This is a genomic window from Azospirillum formosense (assembly GCF_040500525.1).
GTDB lineage: Bacteria > Pseudomonadota > Alphaproteobacteria > Azospirillales > Azospirillaceae > Azospirillum > Azospirillum formosense_A.
The window spans coordinates 15,001-31,562 of sequence record NZ_CP159403.1; the positions used below are offsets into that span (position 1 = coordinate 15,001).

The 16,562-nt window shown below is 71.2% G+C and carries 11 protein-coding genes; 6 read left to right on the plus strand and 5 right to left on the minus strand.

From position 1 onward, the window contains the following. The first annotated feature begins 108 nt into the window (after window positions 1–108). Window positions 109–1,539, plus strand: coding sequence for a sigma-54 dependent transcriptional regulator (locus tag ABVN73_RS13260; protein ID WP_353860800.1), 1,431 nt, complete (start codon window positions 109–111; stop codon window positions 1,537–1,539). Next, window positions 1,536–3,683, plus strand: a complete 2,148-nt coding sequence (locus tag ABVN73_RS13265; RefSeq protein WP_353860145.1) for a cache domain-containing protein — start codon at window positions 1,536–1,538, stop codon at window positions 3,681–3,683. The genes ABVN73_RS13260 and ABVN73_RS13265 overlap by 4 nt, the downstream gene beginning before the upstream one ends. A 15-nt stretch (window positions 3,684–3,698) precedes the next feature. On the opposite strand, the gene fdhE is transcribed toward ABVN73_RS13265, so the two are convergent. Beyond that, window positions 3,699–4,598: a formate dehydrogenase accessory protein FdhE gene (fdhE, locus tag ABVN73_RS13270; protein WP_353860146.1), complete on the minus strand. Its 900-nt coding sequence runs from the start codon at window positions 4,596–4,598 to the stop codon at window positions 3,699–3,701. Between the two features lie 520 nt (window positions 4,599–5,118). Between fdhE and fdnG the strand changes: the two genes are divergently transcribed. The 4 genes from fdnG (at window position 5,119) to fdhD (ending at window position 10,648) form a co-directional block, all read left to right on the plus strand. Beyond that, window positions 5,119–8,184: a formate dehydrogenase-N subunit alpha gene (gene fdnG, locus ABVN73_RS13275; protein ID WP_353860801.1), complete on the plus strand. Its 3,066-nt coding sequence runs from the start codon at window positions 5,119–5,121 to the stop codon at window positions 8,182–8,184. A 3-nt stretch (window positions 8,185–8,187) separates the two neighbouring features. Then, a complete protein-coding gene (fdxH, locus tag ABVN73_RS13280) occupies window positions 8,188–9,135 on the plus strand; it encodes a formate dehydrogenase subunit beta (protein WP_353860147.1) in 948 nt (315 codons plus the stop codon). After that, window positions 9,132–9,764, plus strand: coding sequence for a formate dehydrogenase subunit gamma (locus ABVN73_RS13285; protein WP_353860148.1), 633 nt, complete (start codon window positions 9,132–9,134; stop codon window positions 9,762–9,764). Before fdxH ends, ABVN73_RS13285 begins: the two co-directional genes overlap by 4 nt. Window positions 9,765–9,829: 65 nt before the next feature. Further along, window positions 9,830–10,648 (plus strand): formate dehydrogenase accessory sulfurtransferase FdhD, encoded by an 819-nt coding sequence (fdhD, locus tag ABVN73_RS13290; RefSeq protein WP_353860149.1) that lies wholly within the window; start codon window positions 9,830–9,832, stop codon window positions 10,646–10,648. A gap of 36 nt (window positions 10,649–10,684) precedes the next feature. Here fdhD and ABVN73_RS13295 read toward each other — a convergent pair whose 3' ends face one another. The 4 genes from ABVN73_RS13295 to ABVN73_RS13310 form a co-directional block, all read right to left on the minus strand. After that, a complete protein-coding gene (locus ABVN73_RS13295; protein WP_353860150.1) occupies window positions 10,685–12,280 on the minus strand; it encodes a hybrid sensor histidine kinase/response regulator in 1,596 nt (531 codons plus the stop codon). A 90-nt stretch (window positions 12,281–12,370) separates the two neighbouring features. After that, on the minus strand, window positions 12,371–13,171 hold the full coding sequence (locus ABVN73_RS13300; protein WP_353860151.1) for a response regulator: 801 nt from the start codon (window positions 13,169–13,171) through the stop codon (window positions 12,371–12,373). Continuing rightward, the gene (locus tag ABVN73_RS13305; protein WP_353860152.1) at window positions 13,168–14,274 is read right to left on the minus strand and encodes a chemotaxis protein CheB; all 1,107 of its coding nucleotides are present in this window, start codon (window positions 14,272–14,274) and stop codon (window positions 13,168–13,170) included. Before ABVN73_RS13305 ends, ABVN73_RS13300 begins: the two co-directional genes overlap by 4 nt. Then, window positions 14,271–16,532, minus strand: coding sequence for a response regulator (locus ABVN73_RS13310; RefSeq protein ID WP_353860153.1), 2,262 nt, complete (start codon window positions 16,530–16,532; stop codon window positions 14,271–14,273). Before ABVN73_RS13310 ends, ABVN73_RS13305 begins: the two co-directional genes overlap by 4 nt. Window positions 16,533–16,562: the final 30 nt, after the last annotated feature.

The window sequence follows — 16,562 nt, forward strand, 5'->3', positions numbered from 1 at the left end:
GATAAGGTCCCTTAAACTGTGGGGGTTTCCGCCGCCGAGTGCACAGCGATGACCATGACCGCGCCCATCTCCGCCCCGTCCGACCGCAGCGCACCGGAGGATGGCCGAATGGAGGATCAGGCGAAGCCCTCCATCCTGGTGGTGGACGACGAGGAGGGCATCTGCAGCTTCCTGTCCCGCGCGCTGGAGCGGCGCGGCTGGCGGGTCGAGGTGGCGGGCAGCGCCGAGGAGGGCGCCCGGACGCTGGAGCGCGTCCACGCGGAGGTGATCATCCTCGACGTCGCCCTGCCGGGCCGCTCGGGGCTGGACTGGCTGAAGGAGCTGATGGCCGGCGGCTACGCCGGCGAGGTGATCCTGGTCACCGCTTTCGCCGACATGGACACGGCCATCGACGCCCTGCGCTCCGGCGCCGCGGATTTCGTGCTGAAGCCCTTCCGGGTCGAGCAGATCCTGAACTCCATCGACCGCTGCGTCGAGCGCACCCGGCTGACCCGCGAGAACTACGTGCTGCGCCGGCAGCTGTCAAAGAAGGACAGCGGGCGCGACGAGATCGTCGGGCGGTCGGACGCCATGATGCGGCTGCGCTCGCTGGTGCAGCGGGTGGCGCCGACCCCGTCCACGGTGCTGATCCAGGGCGAGTCCGGCGTCGGCAAGGAGCTGGTCGCCCGCGCGCTGCACGATCTGTCGCCGCGTGCCGACCGGCCCTTCGTGGCGGTGAACTGCGCGGCGATCTCCGCCGACCTGATCGAGGCGGAGCTGTTCGGCCACGCCCGCGGCGCCTTCACCGGGGCCAAGGACGCGCGCAAGGGGCTGTTCTACTACGCCCATGGCGGCACGCTGTTCCTGGACGAGATCGGCGAGCTGTCGCTGACCCTGCAATCCAAGCTGCTGCGCGTTCTGGAGGAGCGGCGCATCCGCCCGGTCGGCAGCGAGCAGGAGGTGCCGGTGGACGTCCGGGTGGTCACCGCCACCAACCGCGATCTGAAGGCGGAGGCCGCGGCGGGGCGCTTCCGCCCGGACCTGTTCTACCGGCTGGAGGTGATGACTCTGACCATTCCGCCGCTGCGCCAGCGCGCGGTGGACGTGCCGGAACTGGCCGCGCTGTTCATGCGCTTCCTGCCGGCGCGGCTGGCCGTGCCGCCGCTCACCCTGACGCCGGAGGTGACAAGGGCGCTGATGTGCCATTCCTGGCCCGGCAACGTGCGGGAGCTGCGCAATTTCGTGGAGCGCTCGCTGCTGCTCGGCGAATTCCCGCTCGACGATCTCGACACCGCCAACGCCGCGGCGGTCGAGGCCGGCCTGGCCGCGGACCCCAGCCTGTGCGCCGCCGCGGTGGCCGGCAACCCGCCCTGCGCGCCTTGTCCGGTCCGCCATGTCCGCATGGACGGCGACAATGACGTGCTGCCGCTGGCCGAGGTGGAGAAGCGCCACATCCTGACCGTGCTGGCGCGCTGCGACGGCAGCAAAGCGCGCGCCGCCGACCTGCTGGGCGTGTCGCGCAAGACGCTGGACCGGAAATGCGTGGAATGGGGGGTGTGACGCCTCCATCCCACACCAAACCGCCCCGGCCCAACACGCTGAAGCGGCTGGCGACGGCCTACGCGGAGTCGGTGCGGCTGAAGCTGCTGGCGCTGGTGCTGGCGCCGCTGCTGGTCGGCGCACCGGTTCTGCTGATGATCGTCTGGGCCTGGGGGACGCAGGGCTACGACCAGCTTCTGGTGAACAAGGTCAGCTCCGACCTGGGGACGGCGCGGCAGTTCTTCGACCGGGTGCAGATGTCGCTGCGCAACGGGCTGGAGGGGGTGGCGACCTCGCACCGTCTGGCCCTGGTGCTGGAGCGCGGCACACCGGCCGATCTGCGCCGGCTGCTCGACGAGGAGGCGGAGGAGCACGGGCTGGACTATCTGCTGCTGCTCGATGCCGGGGGCATGGTGCGGGCGGGCGGGTCCTTCGCCGTCCCGGCGGACCGCAGCGGCTGGTCGGTGGTGCGCGAGGCGCTGCACGGCTACGCGCAGCACGGGCTGGAGGTCTTCGCCCCGGCGGAGCTGGAGGCGCTGAACCCGGCGCTGCGCCGGGCCGCCCATACGCCGCTGGTGCCGACCCGCGCCGCCCGGCCCGATCCGCGCAATGTCGAAAATCAAGGGGCCGAGGACCGCGGGCTGGTGATCCAGGTCGCCATTCCCTTCGACGGGCCGGACGGGCGGCTGCTGGGCGTGCTGGAGGGCGGGGTGCTGCTGAACGGCAACCAAGGCATCGTCGACCGGCTGAACACCATCGTCTATCAGGACGCCTCGCTGCCGCTGGGCAGCCAGGGCACCGCCACGCTGTTCCTGGGCGACACCCGCATCGCCACCAACGTCCGGCTGTTCGAGGGCCAGCGGGCGCTGGGCACCCGGGCGTCGCAGGCGGTGGCGGACAAGGTGCTGGACCGCGGCGAGCCGTGGCTGGGCTCCGCCTTCGTGGTCAACGACACCTATGTGTCGGGCTATCAGCCGTTGGCCGACACCGCCGGGCGGCGGATCGGCATGCTCTATGTCGGGTTCCTGGAATCGCCGCTGCGCGACACGCTGTACAAGGCGCTGGCCGGGCTGTTCCTGCTGTTCCTGCTGGTGTCGGGGCTGGGGACGCTGGTCGGCCTGCGCGGCGCGCGGGCCATCTTCCGCCCGCTGGAGCGCATGGCCGGCGTCATCGCCCGCATCGAGAGGGGCGAGGATTCCGCGCGCATCGGCCCTACCGCCAGCCGGGACGAGCTGGGACGGCTGGCCCGCGCCTTCGACCATCTGCTGGATTCGGTGGCGGCGCGGCGGTGGGAGCTTCAGCGCTCCGCCGAGGAGCTGGACCGCAAGGTGGCGCTGCGCACCGCCGCGCTGGAGGAGGCCAACGCCACCCTGCGCCGCGCCCAGCAGCAGCTGGTGATGAACGAGAAGCTGACCGCCATCGGCGAGCTGACCGCCGGGGTGGCGCACGAGATCAACAACCCGGTCGCGGTGATCCAGGGCAACCTCGACCTGCTGCGCGAGGTGCTGGGCGACGGGATCGAGCCGGTGCGCCAGGAGGTCCGGCTGATCGACGAGCAGACCCGGCGCATCCACGCCATCGTGACCAAGCTGCTGCAATTCGCCCGGCCCGGCGACTTCGCCGGCTACGCCGAGCCGACCGACGTGAACGGCGTGCTGTCCGACTGTCTGGTGCTGACCCGGCACAACCTGAACCGGGCGCGGGTCGTGGTGACGCTGGAGACGCGAGCGGGCGGCCCGGTGGAGATGAACCGCGGCGAGCTTCAGCAGGTGCTGATCAACCTGATCGTCAACGCCATGCAGGCGATGCCGGAGGGCGGCCGCCTGACGCTGGACAGCCGCGACATCGGACCGGACGAGCGTCTGCCCGGGGCGGAGCCGTTCGAAGGGGTGCTGGTGGGGGTCGAGGACACCGGCCATGGCATCGCGGCGGGGGATCTGGCCCGCATCTTCGACCCCTTCTTCACCACCAAGAAGCAGACCGGGACGGGGCTCGGCCTGTCGATCAGCTATGCCATCGTTCAGCGCTACGGCGGGCGGATCACGGTGGAGAGCGATCCGGGGCGCGGCACCCGCTTCACCTTGTGGCTGCGGCGGCAGGCCGTCTATTCCGACCAGCCGACCGCGCCCTTCTTCGCCGCCCAGCGGATCACCGCGGGGGGCTGATCACCCTTTACCCCCTTACCCCGCAACCGCCAGGAACGGGTTGACGCCGATGCGCCGGTACTCCTCCTCGCCCAGCAGCAGGTCGAGCGCCAGGGTGGCGAGGTCGTCGGCCACCGGGTCGAGGTCAGGCGCCTTCTCCAGGAACAGCAGCTTCAGATAGCTGTGGCAGGCGTCGCAGGTCTCCGCCCGCACCGCGCCGTTGGGCTCCGTGCCGTCCGCCCCTTCGACGAAGCGCTGGGAGACGTCCTTGCCGTCGCCGCAGGCCACGCAGGACGAGCGCACATGGTGCCAGGCGGTGTGGCAGATCCCGCAGTGGAGATAGCGCAGGCCGCCGCTCTCCATGCCTACCTGCAGCACGCCGGCGACCGGCGCGCCGCCGCAGACCGGGCAGGTGGTCGCGGTGGCGTGGGTGGTCGCCGACGCCGGGTCGAGCGCCGCGGCGTGGCGCGTCCAGGCGGTCTGGAAGGCCGCGGCCAGGAAGGGCGCGGCGGCGAGGTCGCCGTCCTCCAGCGCGTCGCCGGCCCAGCGCCCGGCCAGCGCCTCCAGGGAGTCGGCATCGGACGCGGCGAGCGCCGCCAGGGCCTCGCGCGCGCCGCCGGGCAGGCTGTCCAGCCGGGCGGCCAGGGCGCGCAGGTCGGCGGCCCATTGCTCCTCCGGCGGCAGCGTGGCGGGTGTGGCGGCCACCGCGGCCTGGGCGTCGGCCAGCGTGGCGACGAAGCGCAGCCAGTCGCCCATGGCGTGGCCCTCCGCCAGCGCGCGCAGGCGCGCCGCCCGCCGGGCGAAGATCGCCGAGTCGGGCAGGCGCAGCGGAGCCGGCGACTGGCCCGGCACCAGACCGGCGGCGGCCATCGCGGCGGCGGTCGCTTCGGACATCGTCGCTTCGGAAATCGGGGCGTCGGAGGAGGAGGCGGTCATGGTGGCTTTCCCGGTCACGGATCACGAACAGTCGGAAGGGATAGCACAGCGCAAGAACGGTGCCAGGGGGGGACCTGTATTCCCTCTCCCGCCCCGGGAGAGGGAAGGGGCCCACGCAAAGCGTGGGAAGGGTGAGGGTACCGGCAATGGGCAGGGCCTTGATTCTCGGACGACCCTCACCCGGCGCCTGCGGCGCCACCCTCTCCCGGGGCGGGAGAGGGAATGGATACCCCCGACAGATTGTCCCCGACACGAACGTCAGGGACATTTTGTCCATCCTCGGCCGGACAAAATGTCCCTCGGCGCGGTGCGGGCATGGCCGTTCCGTCTGTCCGCCCCAGCAAACGCACCGCATTCCGCCATAAGCCCCGGCTGGCACGGAATCTGCCCTTTGGGGGATGCGCCGCTTCGGCCGGGTCATACCGGACGGCGCGGCGCCACCGGTTCCAGGCGCACGCGCCGGGCCGGCACATCCTGACACCAGGGCCGACATCAGGGAGGTTTCATGCCCATCACACCCATGCAGGTATCACGGCGGCAGTTCTTGAAGGTCACGGCGGGCGGTCTCGCCGCCTCCAGCATGGGGGTTCTGGGCTTCCTGCCGTCCGAGGCGCTGGCCGAGGTGCGCCAGTTCCGCCTCGCCCGCGCCAAGGAGATCCGCAACACCTGCCCCTACTGCTCGGTCGGCTGCGGCCTGCTGATGTACAGCCTGGGCGACGGCGCCAAGAACGCCAAGGCCGAGATCATCCACATCGAGGGCGACCCCGACCATCCGGTCAGCCGCGGCTCGCTCTGCCCAAAGGGCGCCGGCCTGCTGGACTTCATCCACAGCCCGAACCGCCTGAAGTACCCGGAGGTCCGCGAGGCCGGGTCGAACAGCTGGAAGCGCATCTCCTGGCATGAGGCGATCGAGCGCATCGCCCGTCACATCAAGGACGACCGCGACGCCAACTTCGTCACCAGGACCGCCGACGGCGTGACGGTGAACCGCTGGCTGTCCACGGCGATGCTGACCGCGTCGGCCTCGTCCAACGAGACGGGCATCCTGACGCAGAAGGTCATGCGCGCGCTGGGCATCGTCGGCACCGACGCGCAGGCCCGCGTCTGCCACGGCCCGACGGTGTCGGCGCTGGCCTCGACCTTCGGGCGCGGGGCGATGACCAACACGTGGGTGGACATCTCCAACGCCGACTTCATCCTGATCATGGGCGGCAACCCGGCGGAGGCGCACCCGGTCGGCTTCAAGTGGGCGGTCGAGGCGAAGAAGCGCGGCGCGCGCATCGTCGTCGTCGACCCGCGCTACAACCGCTCCGCCGCGGTGGCCGACGAGTATCTGCCGATCCGCGCCGGCTCCGACATCGTGTTCCTGGGCGGCGTCATCAACTGGCTGGTCGCCAACGACAAGATCCAGTGGGACTATGTCCGCGCCTACACCAACGCCGCCTACATCGTGAAGGAGGGCTACGGGTTCGAGGACGGGCTGTTCAGCGGCTACGACGCGGCCAAGGGCCAGTACGACCGCTCCAGCTGGAACTACGAGGTCGAGGCGGACGGCACGACGGCGAAGACCGATCCGACGCTCCAGCATCCGCGCTGCGTGTGGAACCTGATGAAAGCCCACTACGCGCGCTACACGCCGGAGCTGGTCGAGGACCTGACCGGCACGCCGAAGGACGGCTTCCTGCGCGTCTGCCAGCATCTCGGCTCCACGGCGGTCCGCGACCGGGTCGGCACGATCCTCTACGCCCTGGGCTGGACGCAGCACACGGTGGGCGCCCAGAACATCCGCACCATGGCGATGATCCAGCTCCTGCTGGGCAACATCGGCATGCCGGGCGGCGGCGTGAACGCCCTGCGTGGCCATTCCAACATCCAGGGCCTGTCCGACCTCGGCCTGCTGTCCACCAACCTGCCGGGCTACCTGACGCTGCCGTCGGAGAAGGCGCACCCGACCTTCGCCGACTACATCGCCAAGACCGCGCCGAAGGCGCAGGCGCCGGGCCAGCTGAACTTCTGGGCCAACACGCCGAAATTCTTCGTCAGCCTGCTGAAGTGGTTCTGGGGCGACAAGGCGACGGCGGAGAACAATTGGGGCTACGACTGGCTGCCCAAGTGGGACAAGATGTACGACGTGCTGCAGGTCATGGACCTGATGCACAACGGCAAGGTCAACGGCTTCATCGTCCAGGGCTTCAACCCGCTGACCTCCTTCCCCGACGCGCGCAAGACGGCGGCGGACTTCGCCAAGCTGAAGTACATGGTGGTGATCGACCCGATCGCCACGGAGACCGCCTCCTTCTGGCAGAACCACGGCGAGGTCAACGAGGTCGACACCGCGTCGATCAAGACCGAGGTGTTCCGCCTGCCCTCCACCTGCTTCGCCGAGGAGGACGGCGCCATCGTCAACTCCTCGCGCTGGCTGCAGTGGCACTGGAAGGGCGCCAACCCGCCGGGCGAGGCGAAGACCGACCAGGAGATCCTGGCCGAGCTGTTCATGGCCGTCCGCAATCTCTACGCCAAGGAGGGCGGCACCGCGCCGGAGCCGATCCTCAACCTCTCCTGGCCCTACAAGAACCCGCTGGAGCCGACGCCGGAGGAGCTGGCGAAGGAGCTGAACGGCCGGGCGCTGGCCGACATCCCCGACCCCAAGGACCCGACGAAGTTTCTGGCGCGCAAGGGGGAGCAGATCCCGAACTTCGCCCTGCTGCGCGACGACGGCACGACGATGAGCGCCTGCTGGATCTTTGCCGGCTGCTGGACGCAGGCGGGCAACCAGATGGCCCGGCGCGACAACACCGACGCCGGCCTCGGCAACACGCCGGGCTGGGCCTGGGCGTGGCCGGCCAACCGCCGCATCATCTACAACCGCGCCTCCTGCGACCCGTCGGGCAAGCCCTGGGACCCCAAGCGCAATCTGATCGCGTGGAACGGCACCGCCTGGGCGGGCGCCGACGTGCCGGACTTCAAGGTGGACTCGCCGCCGGCCGACGGGATGAACCCCTTCATCATGAACCCGGAGGGCGTCGGGCGGCTGTTCTGCACCGACAAGCTGGTGGACGGTCCCTTCCCCGAGCATTACGAGCCGATGGAAAGCCCGCTCGGCACCAACCCGCTGCACCCCAAGGTGGTCAGCAGCCCGGCGGTGCGAATCTTCAAGGCCGACCGCGAGCGGCTGGGCACCCATGACCAGTTCCCCTACGTCGGCACCACCTACCGCCTGACCGAGCATTTCCAGTTCTGGACCAAGAGCGTGCGGCTGAACGCCATCGCCCAGCCGGAGCAGTTCGTGGAGATCGGCGAGACGCTGGCAGCGGAGAAGGGCATCCAGGCCGGCGACTGGGTCCAGGTCTCCTACAAGCGCGGCCACATCAAGGCCAAGGCGGTGGTGACCAAGCGCATCAAGGCCCTGAAGGTGGCGGGCCGCACTGTCCACCAGATCGGCATCCCCCTGCACTGGGGCTGGGAGACGGTGGCCAGGAAGGGCTTCCTGTCCAACACGCTGCCGCCCGCCGTCGGCGACTGCAACACCCAGACCCCGGAATACAAGGCGTTCCTCGTGAACGTCGAGAAGATCGGAGTGGCGTAAGTCATGGCACTGCAATCCCTCGATATCCTGCGCCGGTCCGCCACCCCGACGCCGACCCCGCAGGCCCGCAACCCGCAGGAGGTGGCGAAGCTGATCGACACCACGGTCTGCATCGGCTGCAAGGCCTGCCAGGTCGCCTGCTCGGAATGGAACGAGCTGCGCGCCGAGGTCGGCACCTGCGTCGGCGTCTACGACAACCCAACCGACCTGTCCTCGCAGGCCTGGACGGTCATGCGCTTCAACGAGGTGGAGGAGAAGGGCAAGCTGGAGTGGCTGATCCGCAAGGACGGCTGCATGCACTGCGCCGACCCCGGCTGCCTGAAGGCCTGCCCGTCGCCGGGCGCCATCGTGCAGTTCAAGAACGGCATCGTGGACTTCCATCAGGAGAACTGCATCGGCTGCGGCTACTGCATCTCCGGCTGCCCGTTCAACGTGCCGCGCCTCAGCCCGGCCGACAGCAAGGCGTACAAGTGCAACCTGTGCTCCGACCGCGTGGCGGTGGGGCAGGAGCCGGCCTGCGTCAAGACCTGCCCGACCGGCGCCATCCAGTTCGGCAGCAAGGAGGACATGATGGAGGTCGCCCAGACCCGCATCACCGACCTCCAGTCGCGCGGCTACGACCAAGCGGGCCTCTACGACCCCGCCGGGGTGGGCGGCACCCACGTCATGTACGTGCTGCACCACGCCGACAAGCCGGCGCTCTACTCCGGCCTGCCGGACAACCCGTCGATCAGCGCCGTCGTCGGGGTGTGGAAGGGCATGCTGAAGCCGCTGGCGACTCTGGGCGTCGCCGCCGCCGGCCTGTTCGGCTTCTTCCATTACATCACGGTCGGCCCGAACCGCGCCGATGACGAGGACGAGGCGGATCACGGCACGCCGCCGGCCCCGCCCGCCCAAGGAACCAAGCATGCCCATGGGATCAAAAACGAGGAACGGGAGAACGCGCTGTGAAGACGTCGGAAAAGCTGATCCAACGCTACTGCGCCGCGGAGCGCATCAACCACTGGATCGTGGCGGTCTGCTTCGTTCTGCTCGCCATTTCCGGGCTGGCCTTCTTTTACCCGGCCTTCTTCTGGCTGACCGGCGTGTTCGGCACGCCGCAGCTCGCCCGCATCGTCCATCCCTTCGTCGGGGTGGTGATGGTCCTGGCCTTCGCCCGCCAGTTCTTCCGCTACGCTCACCACAACCTCATCAACAAGGAGGATGTGACGTGGATGATGTCGGTGAGGGAGGTGATGAAGGGCAACGAGGTCGGCGACATCGGCCGCTACAATGGCGGCCAGAAGGGCATGTTCTGGGTCATGGTGCTGTGCATGATCCTGCTGCTGGTGTCGGGGGTGATCGCGTGGCGGCCCTATTTCGCGGGCTATTTCCCGATCCCGATCATCCGCGTGGCGCTTCTGGTCCACGCCGCCAGCGCGCTGGTGCTGATCGCCAGCATCATCGTCCATGTCTACGCCGCCCTGTGGGTGCAGGGCACGATCCGCGCGATGGTCGAGGGCGTGGTCACCCACGCCTGGGCGCGCAAGCACCATCCGCGCTGGTTCCGTCAGGTGACCGGCAAGGAAACCGGGCACTGATCGTTTGAGCGCGCTTATAGCCCTCCCCCGGAGGGGAGAGGGGAATTCCTAGGAAAGATTCGACCATGAGCCTCGCCACCGATGTCGCCGCGCCGGCCACCACCCACCGCATGACCGTCCTGCGGCTGGGTCCGGACGACGCCCAGCTCTGCGACGACGCGGTGGTCGAGGAGGTGCCCGTCGCCATCGCCTACAACGGCATCGTCCACGCGGTGATGCTCGCCACTCCCGACGACCTGGAGGATTTCGGCCTCGGCTTCTCCCTGTCGGAGGGGATCATCGCCGACGCGGAGGAGTTGGAGGGGCTGCGGGTGGTGGAGGGCTGCGACGGGATCGAGGTCCGCATGGACATCCCGATGGAGCGCTTCATGGCGCTGAAGGGCAAGCGGCGGAGCATCGCCGGGCGGTCGGGCTGCGGCGTCTGCGGGGTGGAGAGCCTCCAGGCCATCGCCCGGTCCGGCCGGCCCGTCCCCTCGGGCGGGCGGCTGTCGGTGGCCGCGGTGGAGCGGGCGCTGGCCCGCTTCGCCGAACGCCAGACCCTGCACCGCGCCACCGGAGCGGCCCACGGCGTCGCCTGGGTGGACGCTTCGGGGAGTATCCTGGCGGTGCGCGAGGACGTCGGCCGCCACAACGCGCTGGACAAGCTGATCGGCTGGCTGGTGCGCACGGGCGTGGACCGGCGGGGCGGCTTCGTCCTGACCTCCAGCCGGGCCAGCTACGAGCTGGTGCAGAAGGCCGCCCGGCTGGGCATCAGCGGGCTGGTCGCCATCTCGGCCCCCACCGGCATGGCGGTGCGCATGGCGGAAAGCTGCGGCGTGTCGCTGGCCGGCTTCGCCCGCGGCGACCGGCTGGTCGTCTACAGCCACGGCGACCGCTGGGTGTAGGCGGCTCCGCGACGGACGTTGCGGGCGGCGGGGGCTTTACCCCCCCTCGCCCTTTTCCCCGCCTTCGCCTTCGTCCCCGCGCAGCCGCTCCAGGACCTGCCGCAGGTCGCCGGGGTGGAGGGGCTTGTGCAGGAAGGAGCAGCCGCGGCGCTGGCCTTCCAGAAGCGCGCTCTGGGCCGTCTCGCCGCTCAGCACCACGGCGGGAATCTCCCGCCCGTACAGGCGGCGCACCCGGTCGATCACGTCGAAGCCGGACACCTTCCCAGGCAACCGCAGGTCGGTCAGGATGACCGACGGCGCGTCGGGCAGGCCGTCCAGCACCGCGAAGACCTCCCGCATGTCGCCCGCGGCGGCGACGGTGCAGCCCCAGCTTTCCAGGATCATCTGCAGGCCGGTCAGCACCATCGCCTCGTCGTCCACGGCCAGCACCGTCATCCCGGTCAGGGGCGGCGCCGCGGCGGTGGAGGGCGGCGGGGAACCGTGGCTGCACGGCGGCTCGGCCAGCGGGCTCGCGGCCTCCAGCGAGACGGAGAAGACGGTGCCGCGTCCGATGCGCGACCGCACCTCGACCTGGAGTCCGAGAAGCTCCGCCAGCCGGCGCACGATGGCGAGGCCGAGCCCGAGCCCGCGGGTGGGGTCGCGGTTGGGGTTCTGGAGCTGGTGGAACTCGTCGAAGATGGCCGACAGCTGCTCCTCGGGGATGCCGAAGCCGGTGTCCCAGACATCGATGCGCCAGCGGTTGCCGCGCCGCCGCATGGCGAGGAGCAGGCCGCCGTGCCGGGTGTAGCGGATGGCGTTGGTCAGCAGGTTGCGCATCACCCGGCCGAACAGCACGGGGTCGGTCTGCACCGTGCCGGGGCACAGGCGGGCGCGCAGGCGCAGGCCCTTCTCCTCGCTTTGCGGGCGGAACTCCTCGACGAGCTGGCCCAGAAGCTCGTCCAGGGCGACCGGCTGCGGGTCCGGGGTCACCGTGCCGGCATCCAGCGTGGAGATGTCGAGCAGCGCGTTCAGCAGCCGTTCGCCCGCCGTCATGGCGTAGCCCAGCATCTCGGCCGTGCTCAGCGCCTTCTCGTCGCTGATCTGGCTGCACAGGGCGTCGAGGAACAGGCGCATCGCCTGGAAGGGCTGGCGCAGGTCGTGGCTGGCCGAGGCCAGGAAGCGCGATCGCGCCGCGGTCGTCCGTTCGATCTCCGCGCGCATCGCCCGCTCCATGCGGGCGACGACCCGGTCATCGGGCGCCGCCTGGGTGGCCAGGGCCAGCACGGCGACCGTCTGCCCGTCCTGGGTCAGCGGCACGCCCTCGAACGCCGCGGGGTCGGCGTCGCCCACCGGCAGAAGCTCGATGCCGACCGGCTCCTCCGTGTCGCCGGAGAACAGCGGATCGACGGCCCCCAGAACCGCCGGCCAGACCGGCCCGAACCAGGCCGGGGCGGGCAGCCCGTCCGCCGCCGGCTCCTTGCCGAGCAGCGCGCAGAGCGCGTCGTTGGCGAAGAGGGTGGCGGCGTGCGGCGGTCCGGTCAGCACGAAGGCCGGCAGCACCGCGGTGCGGCAGACGCGCAGCGCGTTCTCCACGCACTCCGTCTCCGCTGGCGCGGCGTCGATGCTGGTCCTGTTCCTGTGCCGAGGCGTCACGTCGGTCTCTCTAACCGCTAGAGCTGAAGGTGAAGCACCTTAACCTTTGGTGCGTTGGGGATGAAAGCGCCTGAAAGCCCTATATGCCTCCTATGCGGAAGGCATTGGCGGGGACAGGCGGGCGAGGTGGTCCTCCACCATGTATTTCCGGCGGAGCAGGGCCATCAGGCGGATCTTCAGGATGTCCATCGGCTGCGACTTGCCGACGAAGTCGTCGGCGCTGGCGGTCAGGCTGGCGGTCAGACGGTCGTCGCCCTCCTGGCTGGTCAGGATGACGATCTGGAAGAACAGGCCGCGGCGCCGGCGGAAGCGGTCGAACCGCTCGCACAGCTGGGTGCCGCTGGTGCCCGGCATCACGAGGTCGAGGATCACGCAGTCCAGCCCGCCGTCCTCCAGCGCCGCCACCGCCTCGTCGGCGTTGCGCGCGGCGACGACGTGGCAGCCGTCCTCCTCCAGCTCGGCGCGCAGGAACTCGCGGTAGGTCGCGCTGTCGTCCACCACCAGGATGCGCGCCCGCCGCAGGATGTCGGACACGGTCGGCGGCGCGTTGCGCCGGTCGAGCAGCGCCATGGCCTGCTGCACCACGCCCTGGGAATCGGCGGGGTCCACCCATTGCACATCGGCGGGAACGCCGGACTCCGCCGCCCGCTCCGCCGAACCGAGCAGCATGGCCGGGGCCGGGCAGCGCCGCCGCAGCTCCGTGAGCGTGCGGGCGGCCTCGCCGTCGGCCTCCACCATCAGCAGGTCGAAGGGGCGGCGCGCCAGCTCGGCGACCGCGGGTTCCACCGTTTCGACGCAGCTCGCCTCGATGCCCTGCTCCTCCAGCATCAGCTTCAGGAGAAGTCCCTGCGTTTGCGAGGCGATGACGATCAGCGCCCTGGGTCCACTCATGAGGGCTCCACTCCCGTCGAAACCAGTTCCAGCAAACGGGCCGCCACCTTGTCGATGGGCAGCTCCTCGGTAACGCCTCCCAGCCGGACCGCGGTCCCCGGCATGCTGTGGATGACCGCGGTGGAGGCGTGCTCCGCGATGGTGTAGGCGCCCGTCCGGCGCATGTCGCTGAGGCCGCGCGCCCCGTCCTCCCCCATGCCGGTCAGCAGCACGCCGATGGCGGCGGCGCCGAAGGCCGAGGCCAGGGAGGAGAACAGCACGTCCCCGGACGGCTTCTGGCCGCAGACCGGCTCGCCGTGGACCAGCCGCATCCCGCCGGGCTCGGCGGTCAGATGAAGCTCGCCGGGGGCGACGTAGACGTGGCCGGGCCGGTGCGGCCCGTCAAAGGCCAGCGCCACCGGCAGCGGCGTGACCGACCCCAGCCAGGAGGCGAAGCCGGCCACGAAGGGGGCGCCGATGTGCTGCACGACGAAGACGGGCAGGGGAAAGTTGGTCGGCAGCCCGCGCAGCAGCTTCACCAGCGCCGCCGGTCCGCCGGTCGAGGCGGTGATCCCCAGCGCGCGGAACTGCCGCTTCACCACGGACGGCGGCAGTGGTGGCGGCGGTGGGACGGCGGCGCCCCGGCCGCGGCCCGCGCCGCCGCCGGACTCCTCGTCGCCGCCCCCGTTGCGCGGGCGGCCGCGCTGCCGGATGACCTTCACCTGGCTCATGATGGTGAGCTGGGTGCAGAGATGCCGGGCGACCGTCTGATAGTCGGCGCGGGCCATGCTGCCCGGCTTCTCCACCACCGCCAACGCCCCGGCCTGCAGCGCCCGCATGGGGATGTCGAGGTCGCGCACGTCGGAGGCGACGACGACGATCGGCACGGGATGGTCGCGCATCAGCCGCTGGGTCACGGCGAAGCCGTCGATGCCCGGCAGGCGGATGTCCAGCGACACCACGTCCGGCCGCAGCGAGTCGACCATGCGCAGCGCCTGCTCGCCGGACGCGGCGATGCCGGCCAGCTCCAGCCGCGGGTCCTCGCCGATGACGTGGGCGAGCAGCTGCTGGACGACCGGCGAGTCCTCGACCACCAGGACGCGGATCTTGCGGGCGCCGGTCACAGCAGCCGCCGGATGCCGGCCAGAAGCTCGTTCTGGTCGAAGCGGGTCTTGACGATGTAGGCGTCAGCGCCGAGGTCCAGCCCGCGCTCGCGGTCCTCGTCGCTGGCGCGCGAGGTGACCAGGATCACCGGCAGGTCGGAGGTCATGGGGTTGCCCTTGACGGCCTGGAGCAGGGTGAACCCGTCCATCCTCGGCATCTCCACGTCGCTGATGATCAGGTCCACATCCTCCAGCTCGCCGAGCGTTTCGACCGCCTCGCGTCCATCCACGCACAGCGTGACCCGGTAACCATGGGCCTCCAGGATGCTCTTTTCCAGGGTTCGCGTGGTGATGGAATCGTCCACAACCAAAATGTGCGGCCGCCGCCGCGCCGACTCGTCCGGCGGACGGACCAGCGGCGGCAGGGCGATGCCGGGACGCGGCGACAGGGCGGCGGGATTCAGCACCAGCGCCGGCGACCCGTCGTCCATCAGCACGGTGCCGAGGAAGCGGGCGGCGTCGATTCCCACCTCCTCCGCCGGGGTGACCACCGAGTCGCGCGTGGCCATCAGCGCGTCGACGACCAGCGCCAACCGCCGCCCGGCGGTGCGCAGGACGACCAGCGCCAGCGGCGCCCCGTTGCCGGGCGGCATGGCGCCGTCGTAACCGAGCAGGGCGGACAGCGGAGTCACCGGAACGTCCTCCTCGTCCAGCCGGATGGTCGGGGCGGCGAGGTCGGTGAACAGCGCGTCGCCCGGGACGCGCAGCACGCGCGCCACGTCGTTGCTGGGGATTGCCAGGATGTCGTCCTGGACCGCCACGAAGACGAGCCGCTGGCTGAGCAGGCTGAGCGGCACCTCCACCGTGACGACGGTCCCGCCGCCCTCGCGCGGGGCCAGCGTCACCGAGCCCTGGAGCCGGGTGACCTCGCGCCGCACGATGGCGAGGCCCATGCCGCGCCCGGCGTATTCGTTCGCGGTGGGGGCGGTGGAGAAGCCCGGCTCGAAGATCAGGTCGAGCAGCCGTTCCTCCGGCGCCGAGTCCGCCTCGTCGGCGGCCAGCAGGCCGCGCTCGACCGCGTGGCGGGCGATGGCCTCCCGGTTCGGGCCGCGCCCGTCGTCTTCGACCCGCAGGACGAGGCGGCGCCCGACCACCGAGGCTTCGAAGCGGACGGTTGCGGCGGCGCGCTTGCCCGCCGCCACACGCTCCTGCGGGGTTTCGACGCCGTGGCTGACGGCGTTGCGCGCGATGTGCAGCACCGGGTCCTTCAGCCGTTGCAGGACCACCCGGTCGGCCTGGGTCTCCAGCCCGCGGATGTCCGCCTCGACCTCCTTGCCCTGGGCGCGGCTGATGTCGCGGATCATCCGGCCGAGGTTGCTGAACTGCGACTCCGCCGGCAGCATGCGCAGCTGCCGCACCTCGTCCTGGAAGCCGCTGCCCCAGCGGCGCAGCGACCAGAGATGGCGGTCGTGGGCGCGGTGCGCCGCGTCCAGCGAGGCGCCGAGCGCGCGGAAGCGCCGCTCGAAGGAGGACAGGCGCAGGGCGGTCTCGTCGTCCGCGAAGCTGCCGGCGCCGGCCCCCGCCGCGTCGTGGGAGCCGCCGCGGTGCAGGCGGGGCCGCATGGCGTGCCAGCTCCGCTCCAGGGCCCGCCATTCGCCGCGCAGCTCGCGCAGCTCGGCGACCAGGGCGGACTGGTTCTCGATCTCCGGCAAAAGGCCGGCGGCGGCGGTGAACAGCCGTTCCAGCCCGGCGCTGCGGATGCGGACCAGGGCCGCGCTCTGGGCGGCGTCGCCGGCGCCGGCGCGGGCCGGGCGCGGTGCGGCGGCCGGCGTCGGTGCCGGGGCGCCCGCCGCCTCCGCCGCGGCGGGGCGGCGCTGGACGGGTTCCGGCCCGCCGGCCTCGCCGCCCATGCGGGTCAGTTCGGCCAGCACCTCGGCGATGTCCACCTCGCTGCCGCCGCGGGTCGCCCAGGCGACCACGTCCTCGATGGCGTCGAGCGCGCGGCGCACCACGTCGCGGGCGGCCGCGTCGAAGGGCACGGTGCCGCGCTGGATGGCCAGGAAGGCGGCCTCCAGCCAGTGGGACAGCCGCTCGACCTCCGGCAGGTCCACGGCGCGGGCGGCGCCCTTCAGGCTGTGGGCGCGGCGGTGGATCTCCACCAGATCGGGGTGGTGCGCCGGGTCCTTCTCGACCGCGCGCAGGGCCTCGCGGATGGCCGCGAGGTGCTCCTTGTGCTCCAGGTCGAAGGCGGCCAGCAGGCGCGTGCGGATGTCGTTCATGCCGCCCGCGCCTTCCGACCGTCATCGCCG

Coding starts and splice junctions, on each gene's coding strand:
- ABVN73_RS13260 (WP_353860800.1), top strand. CDS start 109: ATGGAGGATCAGGCGAAGCCCTCCATCCTGGTGGTGGACGACGAGGAG.
- fdhE (WP_353860146.1), bottom strand. CDS start 4,598: ATGACCGCCTCCTCCTCCGACGCCCCGATTTCCGAAGCGACGATGTCC.
- fdnG (WP_353860801.1), top strand. CDS start 5,119: ATGCAGGTATCACGGCGGCAGTTCTTGAAGGTCACGGCGGGCGGTCTC.
- fdxH (WP_353860147.1), top strand. CDS start 8,188: ATGGCACTGCAATCCCTCGATATCCTGCGCCGGTCCGCCACCCCGACG.
- fdhD (WP_353860149.1), top strand. CDS start 9,830: ATGAGCCTCGCCACCGATGTCGCCGCGCCGGCCACCACCCACCGCATG.
- ABVN73_RS13300 (WP_353860151.1), bottom strand. CDS start 13,171: ATGAGTGGACCCAGGGCGCTGATCGTCATCGCCTCGCAAACGCAGGGA.
- ABVN73_RS13310 (WP_353860153.1), bottom strand. CDS start 16,532: ATGAACGACATCCGCACGCGCCTGCTGGCCGCCTTCGACCTGGAGCAC.